General features: G+C 47.0%; 23 protein-coding genes. 10 read left to right on the top strand and 13 right to left on the bottom strand.

The window, feature by feature from the left end:
* The first annotated feature begins 181 nt into the window (after positions 1 to 181).
* A complete protein-coding gene (locus tag OL444_RS18835; protein ID WP_264730688.1) occupies positions 182 to 655 on the top strand; it encodes an Lrp/AsnC ligand binding domain-containing protein in 474 nt (157 codons plus the stop codon).
* Positions 656 to 729: 74 nt separating this feature from the next.
* Here OL444_RS18835 and OL444_RS18830 read toward each other — a convergent pair whose 3' ends face one another.
* From OL444_RS18830 to OL444_RS18815, 4 genes are all read right to left on the bottom strand, one after another.
* Positions 730 to 1,074 carry an MmcQ/YjbR family DNA-binding protein gene (locus OL444_RS18830; protein WP_264730690.1) on the bottom strand — a complete coding sequence of 115 codons (345 nt, stop codon included), beginning with the start codon at positions 1,072 to 1,074 and terminating at the stop codon, positions 730 to 732.
* A 33-nt stretch (positions 1,075 to 1,107) separates the two neighbouring features.
* Positions 1,108 to 2,277 carry a THUMP domain-containing class I SAM-dependent RNA methyltransferase gene (locus OL444_RS18825; RefSeq protein ID WP_264730692.1) on the bottom strand — a complete coding sequence of 390 codons (1,170 nt, stop codon included), beginning with the start codon at positions 2,275 to 2,277 and terminating at the stop codon, positions 1,108 to 1,110.
* 60 nt (positions 2,278 to 2,337) lie between these two features.
* Entirely contained in the window at positions 2,338 to 3,102 is a 765-nt protein-coding gene (gene map, locus OL444_RS18820) for a type I methionyl aminopeptidase (RefSeq protein WP_264730693.1), read from the bottom strand.
* A gap of 79 nt (positions 3,103 to 3,181) precedes the next feature.
* On the bottom strand, positions 3,182 to 3,613 hold the full coding sequence (locus OL444_RS18815) for a preQ(1) synthase (RefSeq protein WP_264730696.1): 432 nt from the start codon (positions 3,611 to 3,613) through the stop codon (positions 3,182 to 3,184).
* 128 nt (positions 3,614 to 3,741) lie between these two features.
* On the opposite strand from OL444_RS18815, the gene OL444_RS18810 reads away from it, so the two are divergent.
* Positions 3,742 to 4,275 (top strand): molybdopterin-dependent oxidoreductase, encoded by a 534-nt coding sequence (locus OL444_RS18810; protein WP_264730698.1) that lies wholly within the window; start codon positions 3,742 to 3,744, stop codon positions 4,273 to 4,275.
* A gap of 13 nt (positions 4,276 to 4,288) precedes the next feature.
* Here the strand turns inward: OL444_RS18810 and OL444_RS18805 are convergent, their stop codons facing one another.
* Genes OL444_RS18805 through OL444_RS18795 form a run of 3 tightly spaced genes read right to left on the bottom strand, consistent with a single transcriptional unit; the run spans position 4,289 to position 6,228 of the window.
* Positions 4,289 to 4,828 carry an RNA 2'-phosphotransferase gene (locus OL444_RS18805; protein WP_264730699.1) on the bottom strand — a complete coding sequence of 180 codons (540 nt, stop codon included), beginning with the start codon at positions 4,826 to 4,828 and terminating at the stop codon, positions 4,289 to 4,291.
* Position 4,829: 1 nt separating this feature from the next.
* Positions 4,830 to 5,390 (bottom strand): riboflavin biosynthesis intermediates N-glycosidase, encoded by a 561-nt coding sequence (gene ybiA / locus OL444_RS18800; protein WP_264730701.1) that lies wholly within the window; start codon positions 5,388 to 5,390, stop codon positions 4,830 to 4,832.
* Positions 5,377 to 6,228 (bottom strand): TIGR02452 family protein, encoded by an 852-nt coding sequence (locus OL444_RS18795; RefSeq protein WP_264730703.1) that lies wholly within the window; start codon positions 6,226 to 6,228, stop codon positions 5,377 to 5,379. The genes ybiA and OL444_RS18795 overlap by 14 nt, the downstream gene beginning before the upstream one ends.
* A 229-nt stretch (positions 6,229 to 6,457) precedes the next feature.
* Here OL444_RS18795 and OL444_RS18790 point away from each other — a divergent pair, with 229 nt between their 5' ends.
* The 3 genes from OL444_RS18790 (at position 6,458) to OL444_RS18780 (ending at position 9,231) form a co-directional block, all read left to right on the top strand.
* On the top strand, positions 6,458 to 7,993 hold the full coding sequence (locus OL444_RS18790) for a M60 family metallopeptidase (RefSeq protein ID WP_264730704.1): 1,536 nt from the start codon (positions 6,458 to 6,460) through the stop codon (positions 7,991 to 7,993).
* Between the two features lie 270 nt (positions 7,994 to 8,263).
* Positions 8,264 to 8,689: an organic hydroperoxide resistance protein gene (locus OL444_RS18785; protein ID WP_264730706.1), complete on the top strand. Its 426-nt coding sequence runs from the start codon at positions 8,264 to 8,266 to the stop codon at positions 8,687 to 8,689.
* A 116-nt stretch (positions 8,690 to 8,805) separates the two neighbouring features.
* A complete protein-coding gene (locus OL444_RS18780) occupies positions 8,806 to 9,231 on the top strand; it encodes a MarR family winged helix-turn-helix transcriptional regulator (protein WP_264730708.1) in 426 nt (141 codons plus the stop codon).
* A 98-nt stretch (positions 9,232 to 9,329) separates the two neighbouring features.
* On the opposite strand, the gene OL444_RS18775 is transcribed toward OL444_RS18780, so the two are convergent.
* A complete protein-coding gene (locus OL444_RS18775) occupies positions 9,330 to 11,507 on the bottom strand; it encodes a S9 family peptidase (protein ID WP_264730710.1) in 2,178 nt (725 codons plus the stop codon).
* Positions 11,508 to 11,790: 283 nt separating this feature from the next.
* Here OL444_RS18775 and OL444_RS18770 point away from each other — a divergent pair, with 283 nt between their 5' ends.
* The 3 genes from OL444_RS18770 to OL444_RS18760 all read left to right on the top strand — a co-directional run bounded on the left by OL444_RS18770 (position 11,791) and on the right by OL444_RS18760 (position 13,417).
* Positions 11,791 to 12,048, top strand: coding sequence for a hypothetical protein (locus OL444_RS18770; protein WP_264730712.1), 258 nt, complete (start codon positions 11,791 to 11,793; stop codon positions 12,046 to 12,048).
* A gap of 72 nt (positions 12,049 to 12,120) precedes the next feature.
* Entirely contained in the window at positions 12,121 to 12,732 is a 612-nt protein-coding gene (locus tag OL444_RS18765) for a trimeric intracellular cation channel family protein (RefSeq protein WP_264730714.1), read from the top strand.
* A 40-nt stretch (positions 12,733 to 12,772) separates the two neighbouring features.
* Positions 12,773 to 13,417, top strand: coding sequence for a MarC family protein (locus OL444_RS18760; RefSeq protein ID WP_264730716.1), 645 nt, complete (start codon positions 12,773 to 12,775; stop codon positions 13,415 to 13,417).
* Between the two features lie 621 nt (positions 13,418 to 14,038).
* On the opposite strand, the gene OL444_RS18755 is transcribed toward OL444_RS18760, so the two are convergent.
* Complete coding sequence (locus OL444_RS18755) at positions 14,039 to 14,857, bottom strand: DUF6630 family protein (protein WP_264730717.1); 819 nt, start codon at positions 14,855 to 14,857, stop codon at positions 14,039 to 14,041.
* 79 nt (positions 14,858 to 14,936) lie between these two features.
* Here OL444_RS18755 and OL444_RS18750 point away from each other — a divergent pair, with 79 nt between their 5' ends.
* On the top strand, positions 14,937 to 15,893 hold the full coding sequence (locus OL444_RS18750; protein WP_264730719.1) for an aldo/keto reductase: 957 nt from the start codon (positions 14,937 to 14,939) through the stop codon (positions 15,891 to 15,893).
* Positions 15,894 to 15,972: 79 nt separating this feature from the next.
* On the opposite strand, the gene OL444_RS18745 is transcribed toward OL444_RS18750, so the two are convergent.
* The 3 genes from OL444_RS18745 to OL444_RS18735 form a co-directional block, all read right to left on the bottom strand.
* Complete coding sequence (locus OL444_RS18745) at positions 15,973 to 16,992, bottom strand: outer membrane beta-barrel protein (protein WP_264730721.1); 1,020 nt, start codon at positions 16,990 to 16,992, stop codon at positions 15,973 to 15,975.
* A gap of 87 nt (positions 16,993 to 17,079) precedes the next feature.
* Positions 17,080 to 18,267, bottom strand: a complete 1,188-nt coding sequence (locus OL444_RS18740; protein WP_264730723.1) for a BamA/TamA family outer membrane protein — start codon at positions 18,265 to 18,267, stop codon at positions 17,080 to 17,082.
* A 75-nt stretch (positions 18,268 to 18,342) separates the two neighbouring features.
* Entirely contained in the window at positions 18,343 to 18,621 is a 279-nt protein-coding gene (locus tag OL444_RS18735) for an Rdx family protein (protein WP_264730724.1), read from the bottom strand.
* Between the two features lie 653 nt (positions 18,622 to 19,274).
* Here OL444_RS18735 and OL444_RS18730 point away from each other — a divergent pair.
* Positions 19,275 to 21,143, top strand: coding sequence for an ATP-binding protein (locus OL444_RS18730; protein WP_264730725.1), 1,869 nt, complete (start codon positions 19,275 to 19,277; stop codon positions 21,141 to 21,143).
* On the opposite strand, the gene OL444_RS18725 is transcribed toward OL444_RS18730, so the two are convergent.
* A complete protein-coding gene (locus OL444_RS18725) occupies positions 21,144 to 21,608 on the bottom strand; it encodes an Lrp/AsnC family transcriptional regulator (protein ID WP_264730727.1) in 465 nt (154 codons plus the stop codon).
* Positions 21,609 to 21,656: the final 48 nt, after the last annotated feature.

The raw sequence follows: 21,656 nt of genomic DNA, 5'->3' as shown, positions 1-21,656 counted from the left end.
TTTGGTTATCACGGTGATACATAAACGATTTACGGCAGTCATCCATCAGTAAAGGCCAATGGCTGATAGGGACGGCATCACCGGAACAGGGCTGTCGAAAAATTCTTCCTAAAGAGATATTTTTACGATTATTGCAAAAAAATACATATTTTTAGAAAATATTCTAAATCGCACTGCGAAAATGAGCCACTCGTTAAATATTGACAAATTAGATTTGCAGATTATTTCAGAAATGTCAACCGATGCAGGTATCTCCTATGCTGAATTAGGGAAAAAATTATTTGTATCCGGCGGCACCATTCATGTACGTATTAAGAAACTGCATGAAATGGGCGTTATCAAAGGCACCCGGCTGCAGGTAAATTTACGGGCCATCGGCTATGATGTACTGGCATTTATTGGTATTTATCTGGAAAAAAGCTCGCTGTACGAAAATGTAGCCAAACAGTTATTGAAAATACCCCAGATTGTAAGGTTAAACTACACCACAGGCGCCTATAGCATGTTTGCAGAAATCATTTGCCGCGACAGCGGTGAACTGCGCAAGATCCTCCAGGACGACCTGCAGCATATCAAAGGTATCGAACGCACTGAAACCATTATCTCCCTGGAAGAAAGTTTCTCCCGTCCCATTAACGTCAGCGAAATCGTATAGCCGGCACCGTAAGCCGTCTGATAACATGGCCTGCACCGGGTATGACAACTGCCATTTCCTGTGCAAGCCATGTTTTACTGCTCATCATATGCTTTCAGCATGGTTTTCGTGGCTTGTATCCGCCATGCTTTTATCAACAGTTCCTCCAGGTCTTTATCCCGCACCTTATGCAGGCGGATCAGCATCATCGCATAGTTGCGGTAATGTTCTGTAATGAAAAAAACCGCTGGTTGTTTAGTCATCCAGGTATCGCGGTCATCGGTATGGATGGCCAGGGTCTCCCCGTCTTCCTTCATACGTGCAATCAGCTTCTTTTTCGCATAAAAAGCAGTTGTACCAAAACAAATACCCTCCCGCACACCGGGCAAAGGCTGCAAGATAGCGCGGATCTTATCTGTAAAGTGAAGTGTGTCCAGCATATATATGACATGCAGCATTACCAGGTGTAATGCTTAGTTAGTTCTTTTAGTGCCGGCATACAGTTCGTATTCCAGCAACCGGCAATCGATCGTACTGTTAAAAAACTCGATCCTGCGTTTGGCCTTTAATCCTATCTTCTTGGCCAGGTCCAGATTACCGGTAAAAATATAGCCGTAATAGCCACCGCATTTTTGCTTCAGGAAATCGCCCATCCGACCGTAGGTCTCTTCCAGTGCTTCGATTTCACCCAGGCGTAAACCGTATTCAGGATTCATATATACCACCCCGGCGCCGTTTTCCGGGATAGGTGTATCGGCAAAGTCACATACCTTAAATTCAATCAGGTCTGCCACGCCGGCGGCTTTCGCATTCTTGCGCGCATTCACAATGGCGGCCTCACTCAGATCGGTAGCAAGGATGTGCAGTCCGGGTACTTCCCTGATCTGGTTTTCCAGGATACCTCTTTCTTCCAGGTATACGTTTTCATCATACCCCTGCAGGTGCATAAAGGCATAGTTGTCGCGGAACAATCCGGGGCGGCTGTTGGTGGCAATCAATGCGGCTTCAATGGCTACCGTACCCGATCCGCACATGGGATTTACAAAAGGTGCGGTACGGTTCCACTGCGTAGCCAGAATCGTGGATGCCGCCAGGGCTTCCAGCATGGGCGCACGACCCGGAATCTTACGATATCCGTGACGGGCCAGGGAATCCCCGGAAGTATCTACAAATATTTCGGCGGTAGTATTTTTCCAGAAAAGGTTGATGACAGCGCCGGTCAGCTCTGCACCGGTAGAAGGCCTGCGGCCTGTTTGCTGCCGTAAACGGTCTACAATGGCATCTTTTACCCGGAGGTTGGCAAACATGCTGTTGTTGATGGTTTCATTCTGCACGTTGCTCGTAATCGAAAAGTACCCATCATCCGGCAGAATTGTTTCCCAGGGATAATTACACAGCTGGCTGTATATTTCATCGCCATCGGCGGCTTCAAATTGTTTCAGGCTATAGAGTACCTGACTGCCGCAACGCAGGTTCAGATTAAGACGGATACATTCGTTCAGGGTAGCCTGCAGGCGTACGCCTGTGACAAAGGTTTCCGTTATGGTAAATCCCAGGTCCCTTACTTCCTGTTCCAGAAAAGGTGTTAAACGCTTATTACAGGTGATCGTAACCGATCCCTTCGTAGTGTATGAAAAAGACATAATGAGCGCAAATTACCAATCTTTGCGCTAACAACCTGATTACAACCGGGAAAGCTGGCTTTAGTTCCAGATTTCGTTGGCGGCCGTGAGGATCACAGGTGCATGATCCGTTACAATAATGGTATGTTCATGCTGGGCTACGTACCCGCCGTTGTTACCGATCAGCGTCCAGCCATCACGGGCCTGGTTGGCAAAAGAGGAGGCGGTAGAGATAAACGTTTCAATGGCCACCACGGCATTCTTTTTAAAACGGGTTCTGTTGAAACGCACATAACAGTTCAGGATATCATCCGGGGCTTCATGCAAACTTCTGCCTACGCCATGACCTGCCAGATTACGGATAACCTTGTAACCGGTCTTCTTCGCTTCTGTTTCAATCAACTTCCCTACATCTGCTACCTTTACACCGGTTTTAATGTAATGAATAGCCTTGTGCAGGATTTCTCTGGAAGCATTTACCAACGGCAGGTGCTGATGCACATCTTCTCCCAATACAAAAGAACCACCGTTATCAGACCAGAAACCATCCAGTTCTGCAGATACATCAATATTCACCAGATCTCCTTCCTGTAATATCTTTTTTTCTGAAGGAATCCCATGTGCAATTTCATTATTCACACTGATACACGTCCAGCCGGGAAAGCCATAGGTAAGACGGGGAGCGGATTTCGCTCCCAGCTTATTCAGGATATCTCCGCCAAATTCATCTACTTCCCGGGCAGTCATACCTGGTTTGGCATAATGCCGCATCTCTTTCAGGGTGATGGCTACTGCCTCACTCACCTTCTTCATTCCCTCTAATTCTGCTTCTGAAGTTATCGACATAATTATTTTTTTTAAAAATACGGATTTTTCATGATCCGGTTATCCGGGAAAAATCCGGTTCAGCATATCGGGGTTATTCTTACATAAGAATCCCCCATTCGTCATCTCTCTCCGGATAATCGCGGAAACGTTCTGTGCCTCCCCTGTCTTTCCAGTCAGAATCGATCACCAGTTTGGAACTGATACCTCCTCTGGGATTACAGATCAATGTAATCCTTAACCGGTCTGCATCATAGACTTCCATCATATGATCGTAGATGATGTTGATCAGGCGCTCATAGGATACAATGATATCCCGCAGATGATATACATAGTGTTTCAGCGACTTTAATTCAATGATTTTATTTTTAGGATAAAACGTGATGTAAAGCTTTGCAAAGTCCGGTTGTTCCTGTACGCCCAGAAAAGTAAATTCCGGCACCTTGATCTTCATTTCATATTTTTCCCGGGAAGGATTCGGCAATCCTTTCAGGATTGTTTTATCAATGTGATGGTATAGTTTCTTAGACATGTTAAGGGGATATAATGGTATGCCTGCAAAAGTAGTATATCTCCTGTACAAATACATTTATCTTTCCTGAAAACAGCATAGATAGCAGTATTAAAAACAATAGCTTTATACGACTAATGTTCCCCTTTATGAAAACTTATGTATTTATCCTGTGTATTTTCTTTGTACACGCCGCCCGGGCAGGCACCCGCACTTTACAAACAGATACCGCCGGCTACTACAGTAGCACCGTGCATATCAAAGGACGGGTTGCCCATCCTCTCACGATTGACAGCAGTAATATACACCGGTTTCCTTCCCGCGAAGGACGTCGGTTACAAATCACCGGATCCGATGGTACGGTACGAAAAACCTACCATCATTACCGGGGTATTGCGTTGAAAACACTGCTGGATAGTGCCGGCATCCTGATGGACCCACCCAAAGAAAAAGGAAAGTACTACATCGTAGTGAAAGCTATAGATGGCTATACAGCCCTGTTTACCTGGAATGAAATTTTCAACAATCCCACCGGCGATCGGGTATGGCTGTTATATGAAGCAAACGGCCAGCCTATCCGGCAAGATGGCCGTTTTGTATTGGTATGCCCGGTAGATAAGATCACGGGAGCACGTCATGTAAAATGGGTACAAACCATTGAAGTAAGCCGGCTATCTTCCTGACAGCCCTGGCTTACTACTGAATATACTGTGGGGGTACGGCATCTGTTAACCAGACATTGTTGGCAGACAGGAAAAACGTATAGCCGTCGCGGTGCATATCACCACTCCTGACAGACAGGACGACCGGCGCACCCCGGCGCCCACCTACCTGCTCTGCAGTGTGCCGGTCTGCAGTCAGGTGTACATGCTGCCGGTTCATTTTCTGCAAGCCACTGTTACGGATAGCCCCCACGAAACGCCCTACGGTACCATGGTACAAAAACTCCGGCGGCGCCGTTACCGGCAGATCGGTTTCGATGTTGAGAGAATGCCCCTGATTGGCCCGTATCCTGGTTTTATCTTCATTAAACTCAAACCGTTGTTTATCGTTGCTACGTACCACTTCTTCCAGTTCGGCAAAAGAAAAACGTTTTCCATGCGCATGGCATTGCCGGAGCAAGGTGGCTACATCGGCCCAGCCATGGGTATCCAGTTGCAGCCGGATGGTGTCCGGACTATGCCGGAGTATCAGGCTTAAAAATTTGCTGATTGATTTTATCTGATTGTCGTTCATGTTATTTCAATTGATCCCTGACGATCATCAGCGCATAACCCAGTAGGTTTTCGCCACGCCATTTCAGGGGATTTTCTACCTGCTCGTTGCTGGCAGCCATGCCAATTCCCCAGATACGATCCATTGGGCTGGCTTCTACCAATACGCGGTCGCCGGTATCGAGTAAAAATGTTTTAAATGCCGGGTGCTGTGAAAACTTATGAATGTTGCCCGCTACTACGATTTCAAATTTATGGGCATCCCATATCACGGGGTCAAAGTTTTTCACTTGCCGGCCTAATTTTTTGGCTGCTGCCGGTGAAGGCGCCGTCAGTATTTGCTGCTCCGTTTCCGGATCCTTAAACAACCGGGCTTTGCCAGCCATCATCCAGTGTTCTGCTGTTGGATAGCGGATGCCATCCACCACTGTGGGGGCGTGCATCCACTGACTGAAACAGCTCTTCGTAACCGTGCCATCCGGAGATAGCTGGTGGCCCCAGAAAAAGAGATATTTTATTTTTTCCTTGGCCTGAAATTTTTCTATCAGCCAGGAGTTACTATAGATCGATTTATTGGAGTGCATGTTTAAAAATGTTTAAAGTGTCTTGCTTCTCTGTTGTATCGTATACCGCAAATACTATTTGCGAGAATGCTTGTTTAAATAAATCATTTTCCCGGAGATGATGCGCAAACCAGGATGCCACATCAGCTTTATCATTGCGGAATACGCCGCATCCCCAGGCGCCCAGAATGAGAGTGGTTTGTCCCTGTGCGATAGCCACAGACAACAGTTTCTCCATCCTGCCCAGCATAACGGCTGCAATATCTTTTTCCCGCTGCGGTTCATTGTTCTTCACCACGCCTGCATTAACCGCTGGTGCAGTGATAACAGATACCTGATACGGTTCTTCCAGCAATTCGTCTTGGTCATTACGAAACACCGGTACCAGGGGAGAGTAGATCATATGATCCGTGTACAGACAGGAATGATACTGCCGGTTGATTTGATACATCTCCCACTTACTATCCAGACTGGCATACAGTCCACTGGCTCTTGCCAGACTTTCTTCCTGTGCCTGCGCGCCTCCCAGGAAGCCACCACCGGGATTCTTGGCAGAGGCGAAGTTGAGGCAGCAAACCTGTTGTACCCCTTCTTCCACTATCAGGCGATAGGCCGCGGCAAAAGTACTTTCACCGGTAACGGTGATGCGGGTAGTCTGCGCAGGTGCTGTCTGTAATAACAGGTCCCGCTGCCGGTATACCTGTTCAAAGTCTTCCGGTTTATAATGTATGGTGTTAGCCACGGTATGTTGCAACGCCTGGCTGATATCTATCTGTCGGGATTTACGGTTGTAATAATGACCCATCGCCATTATACCCAGGGTTTCCTGTGCGATGGCCACCCGTTTGTTTCTATTCATTGCTGTTGTTTTGATCATCAGTTGTTACGGCATTTGCTGGCGAGGGTAAACAAGGCCGGTTGGTGATGAAAGGATTTAAAATTTGTTCACGTCAATATGACGCAAAGTAAAGCATTTTTTAATTACCCACATAATTTTTCATCAGAAAGTCATAAAAAAACCGTTCATCCTTTCCCGTTATCATTATAGAACAGAACACTTATCTTACCGTGTCACCTAACCACGAACAATGAAAAAAAGTTATGTACTCCCCGTCATGCTATTGATGGCGGCTACCGGCGCTTATGCACAGGATGCCTATAAACAGGTACGGCCGGAAAAAGTAATCATCAGTCCAGCGCAACCACTATCTGTAAAAGAAGACAGCTTACGTAAACTCATCCTGCAATGGAGTGAAAAGCAGTTAAGCAACAAGCAGCCCAAACAGGTACTGCCCCATCCGGCTGCAGCTATTTTCCCGGGTGCCGTAAAACCTGGTGCAGTGGCGGTCACCCGCACCATTGCGCTGCAACATCAACCTGTCAGCGATACATTACAGCGTATTTTATCGCGCATGGAATATGGCTCCCCACTCGAAGACAACCTGTATAGCACCGGCCTGTATGCCGCACCCGGCGCGGCGATCACCGTACAGCTACCTACGGGGCTGCTGCATAAATCCATCCGGGTACAGATCGGCTGTCATACCGACAATCTGGGCGAATGGGTAGCCGCCACTGAAAACTGGCGCCGCATGCCCCGCATCGTCCGGAAAGACGAACTAACAAATACCAAAACCACTATTGCTTCGCCTTTCGGCGGCCTGGTTTACATCTGCGCCAGCCCCACCGGCACGGCGTGGCAGGGCGATATTACCATCAGTGGCGCTGTACCCGCACCGTTGTTTGAAGCAGGAAAAACCAGCCTCGTGGAATGGCAGGAACAGCTCCGGCAAAACAAGGCACCCTGGGGCGAACTGGCTACCAACAATATTATTCTGACACTCCCGGACTCTATTCTGCAACGGGTACACCAGCCGGACTCCATTCTCCATTTATGGAACCTGATTGCCGGCGGAGAAATGGAACTGGCCCAGTTACCACAGCCAGCCTATCGCCCGCAACGTCTTGTTATCGACGAACACCTGGGTGGTGGTTACATGCATAGTGGTTATCCGATCATGATCCATCACGCACCCTCTGTTGGTATGGTATCCGCAGATATCATAGCCGATCCGGCCAAACTGCTGATTCCTTCTGCAGGAGGCGCTAACTGGGGCTTCTTTCATGAAATCGGGCATAACATGCAAAACCTCGACTGGGTATTTGGCGGCACTACGGAGGTGAGCTGTAATTTCTTCTCCCTCTATATGTTCGACCGGTTCCTGGGCAGCCGGGAAGGTGCACATACCGGCATCAGTGCGCATGATACCCGGCAACTCATGGAGAAATATTTTAAGGCAGGCGCCAACTACGACACGTGGCAAAATGACCCCTTCCTCGGTCTGATCCTGTTCCGGCAATTACAGGAAGGTTTTGGCTGGGAAAGTTTCAAAACCTTTTTCCGCAAATGCCAGGAGCTGGCTATCCGGGACCCGGAAGGCAACTACGCCAAAACAGATGAACAGAAAAGAGATCTGTGGGCCAAAACCTTTTCCACGATCACCGGCCGCAACCTCGCTCCTTTCTTTGAAACCTGGGGTATTCCCATCAGTACTGCCGTAAAGCAGGAACTCGCCCCCTTACCCGGCTGGATGCCGTATAACTTTCCGTTATCCACCCGATAACTAACACCGATCCTCTTCCGAAGCACTGCCACGCAGTCTCCGGAAGAGGCTTCTCCCTCCTTCGCACCTGTTTTAGCAACTGTAATGATGTATCAGCCTACCTACGCACCTTTACCTTAAAGAAGGCGGCGGGCCTTGTTATGCTGCAAGCCGCTGCTACCAGAATACCCCTACCCATACCGGCCAGCTGATCAACAACGTTTATTTCAAAAATAAATTTGGAATTAAATTGTGTGCAATTTAATTTTACAAAACCTTAAATAATATATTATGACGAACATAGCAACATTATACACTGCCCGGGCAACAGCTACCGGTGGCAGAAACGGACAGGTAAAAACCGATGACGGCGTATTGAACCTGGAAGTACGCATGCCTAAAGCCTTAGGCGGCAGTAGTGATACCTATACCAATCCGGAACAATTATTTGCAGCTGGTTATGCAGCCTGCTTTGATAGTGCCCTGAATCTGGTCATCCGCACCCAGCAAATAAAAACAGGCACCACAGCCGTTACTGCGGAGGTGAGTCTGGGAAAAACACCGGAAGGCGGTTTTGGACTGGCCGTGAAACTGGAAGTCAGCATACCGGATATCGATCGCCAACAGGCCCTGGAGCTGGTGGAAAAAGCACATCAGGTATGTCCGTACTCGAATGCAACCCGCGGCAATATTCCAGTGGAACTGACGGTATTATAATGACCTCTTTCCGCAGCCGGTGTATTATTTCTACCCAATGCCCGGCTGCGTATACCATAGCAACAGAAATTTTACTGGAAACATTAGCTTAATTTCGCGTTGTTAAAATCTTTACATTGAAACAACTAAAGCTATCGAATCAACTTTGCTTTCCTGTTTATGCGCTCTCCCGGCTGGTTACGGCTCACTATCAGCCACTGTTGGGTGAATTGGATCTTACCTACCCGCAATACCTGGTGATGCTATCCTTATGGGAACACCAGGCATTATCCGTAAAAGCACTGGGACAACTACTGATGCTGGACTCGGGCACCCTCACCCCACTGCTGAAAAGGCTGGAAGCGAAGAAACTAATCAAACGTGTTCGCAGCAAGGAAGACGAGAGGATTGTAAACATTTATCTGACGGAGCAAGGAGCACAGCTAAAACAAGCTGCCGCTGACATACCACAGCATATGCAGCGTAGTCTGGAACTTACCAATGACGAAGTAAAGGGCATCAAAAACCTGATCGCACCTATTCTGAAACGTCATCTTGATTAATTGATGTAACCATACTCCAAAGAAATTGTCCCTTAGCTATTAGTTGCCAGGAGCAGCTAATAACTAAGGGACAACCCTGTTATACTTTATCTTGTATACTATCTTCCTCCGGGTGCGCAATGCGTCTGGAGATAATTCGTATATAAGGTAGATAAATGTTCGTAGGTACCTTCGCCCTCTGAAATACCGTGTGTCCGGTTGGGATAAGCCATAAACTGGAATTGCTTGTTGTATTTGATCAGTTCATTCAACAACATTTCCGCATTCTGATAATGCACGTTATCATCACCGGTACCATGGATATATAACAGATTACCCTGCAGGTTACCCGCATAGGTAATGGGAGACCCTTTTACAAAGTCTTCCCGGTTTTCTTCCGGCAGCCCCATATAACGTTCCTGGTAGATATTATCATAAGTAAGCTGGTTACCTACGGCTGCAATGGCAATACCGGTTTTATAGATTTCCGGATACTGGAACATCAGGTTCAGTGTCATGGAACCACCTCCACTCCATCCCCATACTGCCGTACGGGCAGGATCTATAAAGCTGTATTTTTTCATCAGCGCTTTTGCACCCATCGCCTGATCACGGGCATTCAGTACACCTACTTTCCGGTACACAGATTTACGCCAGTTCCGGCCTCTCGGCAGCGGCGTACCACGGTTATCCATAGATACGTATACATAGCCATCCTGTGCCATGTCGCCTTTGTACAGGAAGTTGCGACCCGCCATCACCATGTCAAGTGTTGTCGCAGAACCAGGCTCGCCATACACATAAAATACAATCGGATATTTTTTGGCCGGATCAAAGTTTGCCGGCTTACGCATCCAACCATTGAGGGAGATACCGTCTTCCGTTGTTACTTCAAAATATTCTACCCGGTCTTTATTGGCCGCTGATTTTTTCAGGGCTGCCTTTACTTCACCGGTGCTGCTTACATGTGCCGGCAGCTGCAGGTTTTCCGACACAGGGTAGGTAGCTGCGTTGGAGAACTCATGTACCGCCCACGCGCCATAAGGAGAAATCTTATAGTCATGTGTACCGGCTTCATCTGCCGGGGTAATACGTTCAGCCTTACCACCACTCAGCGGTACCCGGTACAGGTATTGCTGGGTAGGATTCTGCGGTGATGCCAGAAAATAGATCACGTTATTGGCTTCATCAATCTTGGCGATGCTGATCACATCATAGTTGCCAGGTGTCAGCAGGGTAGCTTTACCATCAAGGGTAATATTATACAGATGACGCCATCCATCCTGTTCGCTCACCCAGATGAAGGATTTACCATTGCGGATAAAATCCCAGCCGGCAATGTTGTCATCATCCCAACGGGACTTTACATCAATCCAGGCACTGTCACTTTCTTCATATAACGTACGGGCCTTACCGTTAGCGGCATCACAGATCATTACTTTGCTATGGTTCTGTTTACGGTTCAGCTGCTGAATGATCAGTTCATTTTTTCCGGGGATCCATTCCATACGGGGAATATAATGTTGTTGCTGATCTCCGGGAACCTGCAACCAGGTTGTTTTAGCAGACTGTATATCTGCCACGCCTACACGACAGGCAGAAGGGCGCTCCCCTGCCACTGGATATTCTACCGGTACATTGAAGGAATAGATAGAGTCCGTGTTATTGATCATCAGGAAGTCCCTGATTTTGGTAGCATCAATCTGCCAGTAGGCGATGCTGTTCCCATCAGGGCTCCAGCGGAATCCATCGCGGCAGCCAAATTCTTCTTCATAGGCCCAATCGAAGGTACCATTGATGAAACGGCGGGTACCATCCGTGGTAAGCGCTTTGATGGCGCCTGTTTCCAGGTCTTCCACATAAATATTATGTTCGCTTACATAAGCGGCTTTACGGCCATCCGGCGATAATTTAGCAAACATCAGGGAGGCTTCGGGTTTACCTTTTCCCAGCTGTTTCAGTTTACCGCTGGCTACATCCAGCACCCAGTAATCGCCCCGGGTTTCATAACGCCATACCTTTCTGGTATTGGTATATAACAATACTTTCTTTTCATCTGCTGAAAAATAAAAGTCTTTTATTTTCAATGGCCGTGTAGCACCATCGGGGGTATAGCGGGCGGCCGGTATCTTTACCTCTGCCTGTTTTCCGGACAACGGATAGGCGGTAATCCCTTCCGGTACTGCTTTTAATACGGATTGGCCATCCCGGCTCCATCTGATACCTTTGCCGGGTTGCGCCTGCAATGTGAGGCAGCTGCAGGCCACCCATACCATTAATAGCGTAATTTTCTTCATTGGTTTAGTATATCCTGCAATGGTAGCTAAAAAATCAAAAGAAAAAAACCCTCCCGGGGAGAATGGCAGCGAGATAGGGTGAACGGTTCGCCAGCAGCGCCGAAAGCCCCTTTATTTTCCGGCATGAAATGTGGATAAAAAATATAAAATGAAAAAGAGGGAATCTGTTCTTTTTTTCTAATTTTATGCGATAAATAACATTTATTTAATGAGAATCAGCTGGTTAGCTTATACCTTCCAGCCCTATTTTTTTAAAAATTATCCTGCAGAAAAGCCATTTGTTATGATAGAAATCACCTTATCCTACAAAAACCGTGAGTTTATTCATTTTGAAGATACTTATTTAGCCCAGCTGGCCGAACGTACCAAAAAACTGTTGTATGCATTACTGGAAGACATCTATGATCTGGTAGCCCAGGAAGCAGGCCGGTTCCGGATCCACCTCGATCATCATCCCAAAATAGAACTGGAAGGATTCAGCCACGCACTGCGTAATCAGATAGAGCGTACCCTCCGTGGTGAAGATGCCTATGAAGATTAAGCATTTTACATAAATTTTTTGTAGCTGAAATATAAAGTATCCTTATCTTAGCCCGCAAATAAGAGAAGGGCAATGCAACTCACCTTTATACAGGTATTGGAATTACTCGGCATATTTGCATTTGCCATTTCGGGAGCAACCGCAGCAATCAATAAATCATACGATGTTATCGGGTTACTGGCCCTGGCCTTTATTACGTCCGTGGGCGGAGGTACTATACGCGACCTGCTGACCGGTGCTACTCCGGTAGCCTGGATAACAGATGAACGCAGTAATATCGCCATTATTATCGCTGCTATCATTACAGCACTCTTTTTTTCCTACGTAAAAAAACTGAACCGTTGGCTGAACACCTTTGATGCCATAGGCCTGGGGTTGTTTACCATTACCGGTATCAACAAAGGAGTAGCCGGCGGGTTTCCCATGCCTGTGTGCCTGTTACTGGGTGTTATTACCGGTACTTTTGGCGGCCTTTTAAGAGATGTTATCACCGGCGAACACCCCATTCTGTTTACCCGGGAGATATATGCCGTTGCCTCGATTGCCGGTGGCGTTCTTTACCTGATTGGCATACACACCAATATCCCCCGTGATATCATTCTAAGTGTAACCGTTGCCGTTATAGTAACGATCCGGTTACTGAGTCTGCGCTATAACTGGCAATTCCCCAGATTAAAGGCCTGATGATATTTTTTCCCTAAATAAAATTTGCTATATTGCTTATATGATGGCATTATTCGATAACTACATTGCATTCGCTACCACAGTGTTCATGGGTTTACTCGCGATTGTAAATCCTATTTCTGCTATCCCTGTTTTTATGGAGCTCACCTCCAACATGGATAAGAAAGCCAAGCGGAATATTGCCACCAAATCAGTGCTGATAGCCTTTTGTATCATCCTCGTTTTCAGCGTAGCCGGCAAACTGATCTTCCATGTATTTGGTATCACGCTGGCCGCACTGCGCGTTACCGGCGGTATCCTCGTATTTTTAATCGGATATGAAATGGTGCGCGGCAAACAGGATAAAGTAGAATCTGCCAAACTGGGCGACCAGCCTGTAAAAGCCGATCAGGGTATCAGCGTAGCGATCACGCCCCTTGCGATGCCGCTGCTGGCAGGCCCCGGCACGATTACCACTTCCATGAGTTACGCGGCCGCCAAAGACCTTACACACCTCGCCATTGTAATGTGCATGTATGGCGCTATCTGTTATATCACCTACCTCCTTTTCATTGCCGGAGAACGCATCGTAAAAGTGATCGGACCTAATGTAATGATGGTCATCACTAAAATGATGGGACTCATCCTGGCCGTTATCGGCGTACAAATGCTGGCTCTCGGCATCCGGGAATTGTTCAATTTCTAAAAAACTTTTTTTTTCAAACAATTTGAAATTGTTCCGTGTTATATTTTCAGTACGAACAGATTGACCATCTATTTGAACTGATCACAGCCGGCGTTATACATTCGTAAACCAAAAAAACACATACATCACACACACATCTGCTTTTGACCCGCTATGTCACCATTGGTAGGTGGACCGGATTAGCCAATCAGCTTAACTATATCATACCTGTCAATAACCAGCCGCATTAAAAAATGCGCTGCGGGTAGCTATTGCCAAACAGAAAGATTTTTTAGTTGAACAACAGGTAAAAATCCGTTATTGATTACTAGGTGGATGTTATTTGTTCTCTTTTTTTAATAAGAACAGAGGGAATCAATATAGACGGAACAGTTAGCAGAAAAGCCGTCCCGATTCTTCGGGACGGCTGTTTAATATCAATACGTCATTTGTACGCTTATTCAGCTGATCAGCTGTTTTAAATATCGTACTATCCGGCACGAACACGTATGAAAGCCCGCACTGAGGGTGCGCAATTTTTGCAGACACTTCACTGATAACATTATCTCATGACACGCATAACAGCAAATGATAGCATCGGAGATGCCCTCCGGATCGGGCAGTATATGTACTTTTAATAGCCTAGAAGAAACAAACCAGACAGAGTTCTTCCAGCTTCCATAAAGCATTGGCCAGCCGGAAATCCTGCATCTGTAAACAGGTAAAAGTCTGGTATTCGTCTAACACAATACCTATCGCTACTATTTTCAGCTCGCGTGCATCCAGTTGCTCATTGACAAAATCCAGGACAGCTTTTGCATAATCATCGGCAGCGAGGAAGGTGGCTATATCTTCCGGTGCAGGCGCCTCCAGTACAACTCCTGCACGCTGCAGTGGCGCCAGTGCATTCAGTGCATCGATACCGCCTGTTGCAAATTCCTGCCATTCAAAAGCAGCCAGGTTATCCGTTGCTTCCAATGCCTGTTGCAGTTCCTCCCAGATGGTAATAACATTGGGCGCAATAATTTCCGGCAAGTGGCTGATCTGGATTTCTGCCTCCTCTTCATCAAATATATCCAGGTACAACTGTACCAGCGGATCACGGGCATTGCTGAGCCCCTGTAGTTTTTCGAGTAAACGCAGCTCCTGCATCAGGGCTTCCCAGCGCATGACCAGTTCTTCTTCATCTTCCTCATTCATATCATCCGGAATCAATACCGCTTTGTCGTGCAGTTTGTAATTATCTAACCGGTTTTTTTTGATCTGCAGTACAGGGGTTGCGAAAGAAAGTTCGTAAGAGGCACAGTTGAGAAAGGCGGTTCCGATTAATACTTTATCGGGAAAAATTTCATGTACAACGCTTTCTTTGGTGTCTATATGCGAGTATCCGCCCGCTTTACCATATGTGTTGGTTAACCAGATAAAATCTGCTTGTGAAATTTCAGGCACGTGCTTTTCCATAAATAAAAGGATGAATTACAAAAGTAGTTAAATTAGAGCTGAGATGTTATCCGATTCTAGCTATAATAAACGAACTAATATGGAAAAACGGAAACTGGGAAGATCCGCACTGCTGGTAGCTCCCCTCGCCTTTGGCGGGAATGTTTTTGGCTGGTCGGCCAATGAAGCCACTTCTTTTACACTGCTGGATGAATTCGTTGCAGCGGGTTTTAATCTGATAGATACGGCAGATGTTTACTCCCGTTGGGTACCTGGCAATCAGGGCGGAGAGTCTGAAACCATTATCGGAAAATGGCTGCAACAACGTGGTAACCGCGACCAGGTTATTATTGCCACTAAAGTAGGTTCCAATATGGTACAGGGAGGCGATAAAAATGTAACCGCTCCTTATATTATGAAGGCCGTAGAAGACTCTTTAAAGCGGTTGCAGACTGATTACATTGATTTGTATCAAACCCATTATGATGATGAGCAAACACCGGTGGAAGAAACCCTGGAAGCGTATGCTGCTCTGGTGAAAGCCGGTAAGGTACGCGTGATTGGCGCCTCCAATATGAGTGCAGCACGCCTACAGGCAAGCTTACAGGCCAGTGAGCAAAACGGGTATCCCCGTTACGAAACCCTCCAGCCGGAATATAATCTTTATGACCGGGCCAGATATGAAAAAACGTTTGCACCACTCTGCGAACAATATGAACTGGGCGTGATCAATTATTACTCGCTGGCCAGTGGTTTCCTCACAGGTAAATACCGCTCCGCGGAAGACATCAGTAAAAGCAGTGCACGGGGAGAAACGGTACTGAAATACCTGAATGAACGCGGGCTCCGTATACTGGCCGCATTGGATCAGGTAGCCGCGCAGTATAAAAGCACACCGGCAGCTGTATCCCTGGCATGGCTGCTCACGCGGCCAGCAGTAGCAGCGCCTATTGCCAGTGCTACCAGTACCACACAATTACAACAACTGATCCAGGGTGTCACCCTGCAGCTGGATACCGCTGCAGTCGCATTACTGGACGACGCCAGCCGGTACTAAAAAACGGATTACACAGGTAGTGATGGATATATTATATCTGTCACGTCCTGTGTAATCCGTCATTATTCCGCAGACCGGACTACAGCCGGAATTTTATGCCGGCATTAAGCCCCAGTCCTCCAACATTGATATAGGATTTCAAATCGTTGGACGGTTCATTATTATTTTTATATAACGTTTGGGCTCCTTTCTTTCCTACTTCCGTATTGGAACCTTTATCCAGTGTAGTCACATACTTCGTGTTTTTCTCCGCCACACTCAGGTTGTCCAGATTGCGGCCCGGCAATGCCTGAATAGTAGCGCCGGTGGCGCCATTAACCAGGGTATTGGTTTCTGTATACGCCGTGATTTCCTTCTCCTTACTACGCACCGGCACATTGCGGTACTCTGCTTCTACAAACACGCCAAAGCGGGGAGAAACCGTGAAGGCAACACCCAATGCACCCTGCACACCGATGGTAGGATTAGGTTTGATTTGTTCTTTCCTGGAAATGTTTGTGAGTACCATCGCACCCGGAGGCACCGGCAAACCAGCCGGAGGAGCAGATAACTGCGTAGCTTCCGTTTCAATGGTCAGGTGGCCCCATAAAGGTACCACTACACCAATACGCACATATGGATTTACTTTTTCATATCCCGGACTTACTACCAGGCTGGGTGCAAAATCTATGGCATTCACATGCCCGTTGGATTCGACACTTCCCAGCACTTTCCCTGAACCTGCTACTGTAGCCAGACTACGTGTCATCAGGTTCTTTCTGCTGCTGAAATAGTTGAAGGTTCCTTCCACTGCCAGGTATTTGTTAATGTTGTAACCAAAAGTTAAACCTCCTCTGACACCTTCGCCATAGGAACCCGTGAGGATCTTACGGCTCAGTGTATCCAGCGGCCGGCCGGGGGTAAACTCTGTACGCAGGTCCTGGGGCGGATATGGGCCTACATTGGGGTACTGACCGGGGAAAACACTAAAGAAATAACCACCGGCAACTTTAAGATAGAATTTCGAATGGGGAGCAACGCCGGATTTGTCCTGGGCATGAACAGATCCCGTAATAGCCAGTGCTAATGTAGCTGCCGAGAGCAGGTGTGGAATTTTCATAAACAGTGATTTTGGTGAGTTGAATCAATTGGAAGTTACCAAATTGTTATCACATAACAAGCACCAAAACCACTGCTTAAAATATCATTAAAATGCTTCCGCCAGCGAAAGATAAAGTCCTTTTTGCCGGGATTCACCGAAACGCTTCTCTCCTACGGCATAGTCTATACGAATAGTCAGTTTCGCATTTTCATCATAGAAGTAACGTACGCCAAGACCGTAGCTGGGTTTGAATCCGCTGAAACGGAAGTCGTGATTACTGAACACCGATCCGGTACCGGCAAAAGCAGCCAGTGCGAATTTTGGTTTTATATCTACGAACCAGATATGGATATGCATTTTAGGATCTATGAGATACCGGTATTCAGTTTGTACCGCCAGGTAATTCTGATTGCGATAGCGACCTGTATAATAACCCCGCATAATATTATCATTCCCCATTTCCGGCAGCAGATAGAAAGGCAGGTTATCTCCCTGCAGACTATTAAAGATGCCATTAAATCCCAGGGTGCTTTTGGGAGATAATGCCAGGAAATGTGAGCCCTGTGCCTCCAGCTTGAAGAGCGGCCTGGTACTGAGAAAACCCGGGGCATAGGCCGCATTCAGTTTCAGCCACCAGCCATGCCGGGTGTAGTTCTGATTATCGCGGTTATCGAAGATACCGGTCAGTCCCAGGAAAGTAACATGACCGCCAGCCTTGTCTGTCAGCGGCATGGTGTTGTAAATACCTTTATCATCTTTACTGCTGTAGGTATCGTGCTGATACAGGATGGAAGCGCCGACGTAAAAATGACCGCCAACACGCCGCTCTCCTTCCAGTTGCACTTTATAGCGCACATTATTCAACAGGGAACGACTGTCGTGATGGGTCGTATCGCCAATGCCATAAAAGTAAATCGGAAAATTATGATACCGGAGATTGCTTTTGAAGTGCCAGGTATTAGCCCGCGTCCAGATATCTGTTTTCAGATCTATCTTGAATTGCCGTTCTGTAGTGATAGCAGGTATCAGATTGATGGTAGAATTGCGGGTACGGGCATCGGGATTTTTATTATCTGTATAAAAAGAATACAGCATTGCTGCTCCGATCTCCAGCCCCTTTTCAGGAGAGTATCCTAAAACGGGCAGGGGGAAAAAACTCCGCTTGCGCAACGGTAAACTATCGTGTATGCTTTCCGGTGAGATGCCGGCTTTTACAATACTGTCCTGCTGCGCCTTTACGCCTGTTACTGTTACACTGATAAACGCCGTTACAAAAAGGATCTTACTTATCATAGGCTGCAAATGTAAATGAAAAAGGTATTACAGCTAATGAATTATCCCGCAGACCATTCGTTAATTTTTATGGTTTCAGGTACGGTCGGAATGTCCCAGGTTTTTGCCGGGATTTACCTGGTCGCGTACCAACTGTTTCAGTGCTTTTATTTCCGGGAAATGGCCTTGCTCCTTGCGGTCGAACAGGATGGTTTCTTCCAGGTAGATAATATAGGTACCTGCTACTTCAGCAGGACGCAACGTAACGCCGCCCAGGTCGTCGGCAAAGGTGGTCAGCAGTTCCTGCGCCATGTAGGCAGCACGCAGCAACCAGCCGCATTTTGGACAATAGGCAATGGTGATGACTGGTTTCATACATTTTCTTTTTTATATATCGGATGACTACAAATATAAACCCGGATGAAGATATGATCAATGTTTGTATGCTGATAGCGATGCACTACTGTTATAACGCTGCCGGCAGTACGAAAAAACAGGGATCAGGCTATCCTGTAAATCGGGCCATAAAATGAACCCGCCGGATGAACGGATACAGGGGCGGTAACCGCGCCGCCAGACAGCTAGATAAGTTCAGACATTATCCGGACAAACTTCTTCCTTCGCTCCTTCCGGGGTATCAGGAAGCCAAAGATAAAGCCCCGCGCGGCATCCCTACAAGATAAAAACTTACCTGGCATCACAGCGATTATCATAAATTGACCGTTCTAACACAAAAATCACACGGTATCCCGCATAAATTATATCAACATCTTTTGAATCATCCCACATTATTTTTAATTTTAACCTATATTTCCGGTGGACCGCCCCAGAACCGCTCCACTTTGTCACAGCCAACATTATATTATACTTATACTATGCTGCCGGCCATACCTTTGAGTAAATGCTTTTTAATCCCTCTTTGTCTTTTTTTACTATCCCCTGCAGTCCGTGCGCAGCAATCCTCAGCCGACAGCCTACAAGCTTCTCTGAAACTACATACCACCGCGGATACAGCGCGTATCAACCTGTTGAATCAGGCAGGCAGACTACTTTTTACGAAAGACGCTGCCCTGGCAGCCAAATTTGGCAATGAAGCCCTGCTACTAAGCGACAGCCTGCACTATACCAATGGTAAAGTATGGGCCACCCGTAATCTGGCACTGGTAGAAAATACCAAAGGGAATCTCGACCAGCAGATGCAGCTGACCATCACCGCCCTGAAAATGGCAGAAAAGCAGGGCGACCTCACCATGCTCAGTGTCCTGAATAATGACGTCGGCAATATTTTCACGGAGCAGAACAGCCCCCGGGATGCCCTGGTATACCTTAAAAGATCTTTACATATCAAGCAACAGCTACGGCAGCAAAAAGAAATCGCCAAAAGCCTGAACAATATCGGCTCCGCCTATATTGCGCTGAAGATGCCGGATTCCGCGATGTATTTTCTGGAGAAAGCCGAGAAAATCAAACTCTCCCACCATGATTTGCGGGGATTGGCCTATACCTATGAAAACATGGGTATCATTGCCATGATGCTGCGTCAATATACCGAAGCACTCCGTTACCATCAGCTGTCTGCCACCTATTATAAGTCTACCGATAATTTACCCGGCCTCACCAAAGCCAGTCTGAACCTGGCCGAGGTACAAACCCTGCTGGGCGATCTGCGAAGTGCGGAAAAGAACCTGGCAGCAGCCCGGGAAATCAATCAGAAGCTGGGTAATGTGAAAAACGAAATGACGTATTATAAAGTACGTTACCGGCTGGATTCTGCCCGGAAAGACTATGCCGCAGCGCTGTTGAATTATAAACAATTCAGTGAGCGTAACATTGATTTTTTTAATGTAGAGAAAAGAAGACAGATCAACCGTTCACAGGAAAAATATGAATCCCAGAAAAAGCAACGGGAAAATGTGTTGCTGAAAAAAGAACAACAAATGCATCTCGCCACTATTCAGCAGCAACGGGTACTGGTTTTGTCTGCTGCGGCCTTATTTCTGGCCCTCCTGATGATTACCGTGATGGTATACCGCCTCTATAAGCGACAACAGGAACTCTATCTGGAGATAAACAATAAAAACCGGGAAGTGTCGATGCAAAACCGGATTATCCTGGAACAAAACGCTACCCTGGAAAATCTGAACCAGGTAAAAGATAAAATCTTCTCGGTCATCTCCCATGACCTCCGCTCTCCCCTGGCCATCCTGGAAGGGCTGTTGTTCCTCTTAAAGGATGATAAGATAGATCCCCAGCAGTTTCGTTATTATACAGATGAATTATGGCGGGATGTAAAAAATACCGCGTACATGATGGATAATATGCTGCAGTGGGCCAGCAACCAGATGAAAGGCATCGGGGTAAAAGCCGATGATTTTGATGTGACGCTGCTGCTCAACCAGGAATTTGAATTGCTGCAAACCCTCGCCCGTCAGAAAGACGTAAAGCTGGAACATCACCTCAATACCTCTATGATGGTATATGCAGATCCGGACATGATTCGCCTGGTATTGCGCAACCTGATCAACAATGCGATTAAATTCACGCCCGGCGGCGGAGAAGTGATCATCACCGCCCGTATCGACAAAGACCTGGCGGAGATCACCGTCCGCGATAATGGGAATGGTATTCCTACCGAAAACCAGCACCGGATTTTCTCTAACATCTACTACTCTACTACCGGTACCCAGAATGAAAAAGGCTGCGGATTAGGCCTGCACCTGTCCAAAGATTTCGTAGAACGCAACAAAGGACGTATCTGGTTTCACAGTACCCCCGGCAGTGGCAGCAGCTTCTATTTTACCCTGCCGTTGTCTGATGACCAGGATGCCAGTACCCGGGGTTATACCGTGGTATTACAAGACCATCCCGTTAGCGGGGTCAGTGTATTGCGCAATTGATTATACCAGGCCATAAGCCGTGGTATGCTTGATTTCCGTCATTACAAATGAACTGTGTACCTGCGCAATGTTCTCTATAGCCGCCAGCTTATTCGTCAGAAAATGCTGATAGCTACGCATGTCGTCTACCACTACTTTCAGCAGGTAGTCGTAAGTGCCTGCCACGTGGTAGCACTCCATTACTTCTTCCATTTTGGCGATGGCAGCTTCAAACTTTTTCAGCAACGGCTGCGAATGCAGTTGCAGGGACACATTGCAGAAAGCCACCAGGGTCTTGCCAATCATCTCCCCATGTAACAAGGTCACATAATCCTTAATGATGCCCAGCTTTTCTATCTTTTTCAGGCGTTCGTAGGTAGGGGTAACGGAAAGCCCTATACGATGCGCGATTTCTTTTGTATTTAAACGGGCATTCGTTTGTAATACCTGCAAAATGCGGCGGTCTGTTTTATCCAGTGTATCCATAACAGTTAGTTTTTTCTGCCGGAAGGCATCCGGCAGCCTCAAAACAGC

Source organism: Chitinophaga nivalis, assembly GCF_025989125.1.
In the GTDB taxonomy this organism is placed as follows: Bacteria; Bacteroidota; Bacteroidia; order Chitinophagales; family Chitinophagaceae; genus Chitinophaga; species Chitinophaga nivalis.
Note: the sequence above shows the minus strand (reverse complement) of the source record. Positions and strands in the feature narration are given on the sequence as shown.

Excerpts from the sequence above, each read along its gene's own strand:
- OL444_RS18785 (WP_264730706.1), top strand. The coding sequence starts at position 8,264 with ATGACGAACATAGCAACATTATACACTGCCCGGGCAACAGCTACCGGT.
- OL444_RS18750 (WP_264730719.1), top strand. The coding sequence starts at position 14,937 with ATGGAAAAACGGAAACTGGGAAGATCCGCACTGCTGGTAGCTCCCCTC.
- OL444_RS18805 (WP_264730699.1), bottom strand. The coding sequence starts at position 4,828 with ATGAACGACAATCAGATAAAATCAATCAGCAAATTTTTAAGCCTGATA.
- map (WP_264730693.1), bottom strand. The coding sequence starts at position 3,102 with ATGTCGATAACTTCAGAAGCAGAATTAGAGGGAATGAAGAAGGTGAGT.
- OL444_RS18790 (WP_264730704.1), top strand. The coding sequence starts at position 6,458 with ATGAAAAAAAGTTATGTACTCCCCGTCATGCTATTGATGGCGGCTACC.
- OL444_RS18755 (WP_264730717.1), bottom strand. The coding sequence starts at position 14,857 with ATGGAAAAGCACGTGCCTGAAATTTCACAAGCAGATTTTATCTGGTTA.
- OL444_RS18745 (WP_264730721.1), bottom strand. The coding sequence starts at position 16,992 with ATGAAAATTCCACACCTGCTCTCGGCAGCTACATTAGCACTGGCTATT.
- OL444_RS18825 (WP_264730692.1), bottom strand. The coding sequence starts at position 2,277 with ATGTCTTTTTCATACACTACGAAGGGATCGGTTACGATCACCTGTAAT.
- OL444_RS18830 (WP_264730690.1), bottom strand. The coding sequence starts at position 1,074 with ATGCTGGACACACTTCACTTTACAGATAAGATCCGCGCTATCTTGCAG.
- ybiA (WP_264730701.1), bottom strand. The coding sequence starts at position 5,390 with ATGCACTCCAATAAATCGATCTATAGTAACTCCTGGCTGATAGAAAAA.
- OL444_RS18760 (WP_264730716.1), top strand. The coding sequence starts at position 12,773 with ATGATGGCATTATTCGATAACTACATTGCATTCGCTACCACAGTGTTC.
- OL444_RS18775 (WP_264730710.1), bottom strand. The coding sequence starts at position 11,507 with ATGAAGAAAATTACGCTATTAATGGTATGGGTGGCCTGCAGCTGCCTC.
- OL444_RS18765 (WP_264730714.1), top strand. The coding sequence starts at position 12,121 with ATGCAACTCACCTTTATACAGGTATTGGAATTACTCGGCATATTTGCA.
- OL444_RS18770 (WP_264730712.1), top strand. The coding sequence starts at position 11,791 with ATGATAGAAATCACCTTATCCTACAAAAACCGTGAGTTTATTCATTTT.
- OL444_RS18835 (WP_264730688.1), top strand. The coding sequence starts at position 182 with ATGAGCCACTCGTTAAATATTGACAAATTAGATTTGCAGATTATTTCA.
- OL444_RS18795 (WP_264730703.1), bottom strand. The coding sequence starts at position 6,228 with ATGAATAGAAACAAACGGGTGGCCATCGCACAGGAAACCCTGGGTATA.
- OL444_RS18815 (WP_264730696.1), bottom strand. The coding sequence starts at position 3,613 with ATGTCTAAGAAACTATACCATCACATTGATAAAACAATCCTGAAAGGA.
- OL444_RS18725 (WP_264730727.1), bottom strand. The coding sequence starts at position 21,608 with ATGGATACACTGGATAAAACAGACCGCCGCATTTTGCAGGTATTACAA.
- OL444_RS18735 (WP_264730724.1), bottom strand. The coding sequence starts at position 18,621 with ATGAAACCAGTCATCACCATTGCCTATTGTCCAAAATGCGGCTGGTTG.
- OL444_RS18810 (WP_264730698.1), top strand. The coding sequence starts at position 3,742 with ATGAAAACTTATGTATTTATCCTGTGTATTTTCTTTGTACACGCCGCC.
- OL444_RS18740 (WP_264730723.1), bottom strand. The coding sequence starts at position 18,267 with ATGATAAGTAAGATCCTTTTTGTAACGGCGTTTATCAGTGTAACAGTA.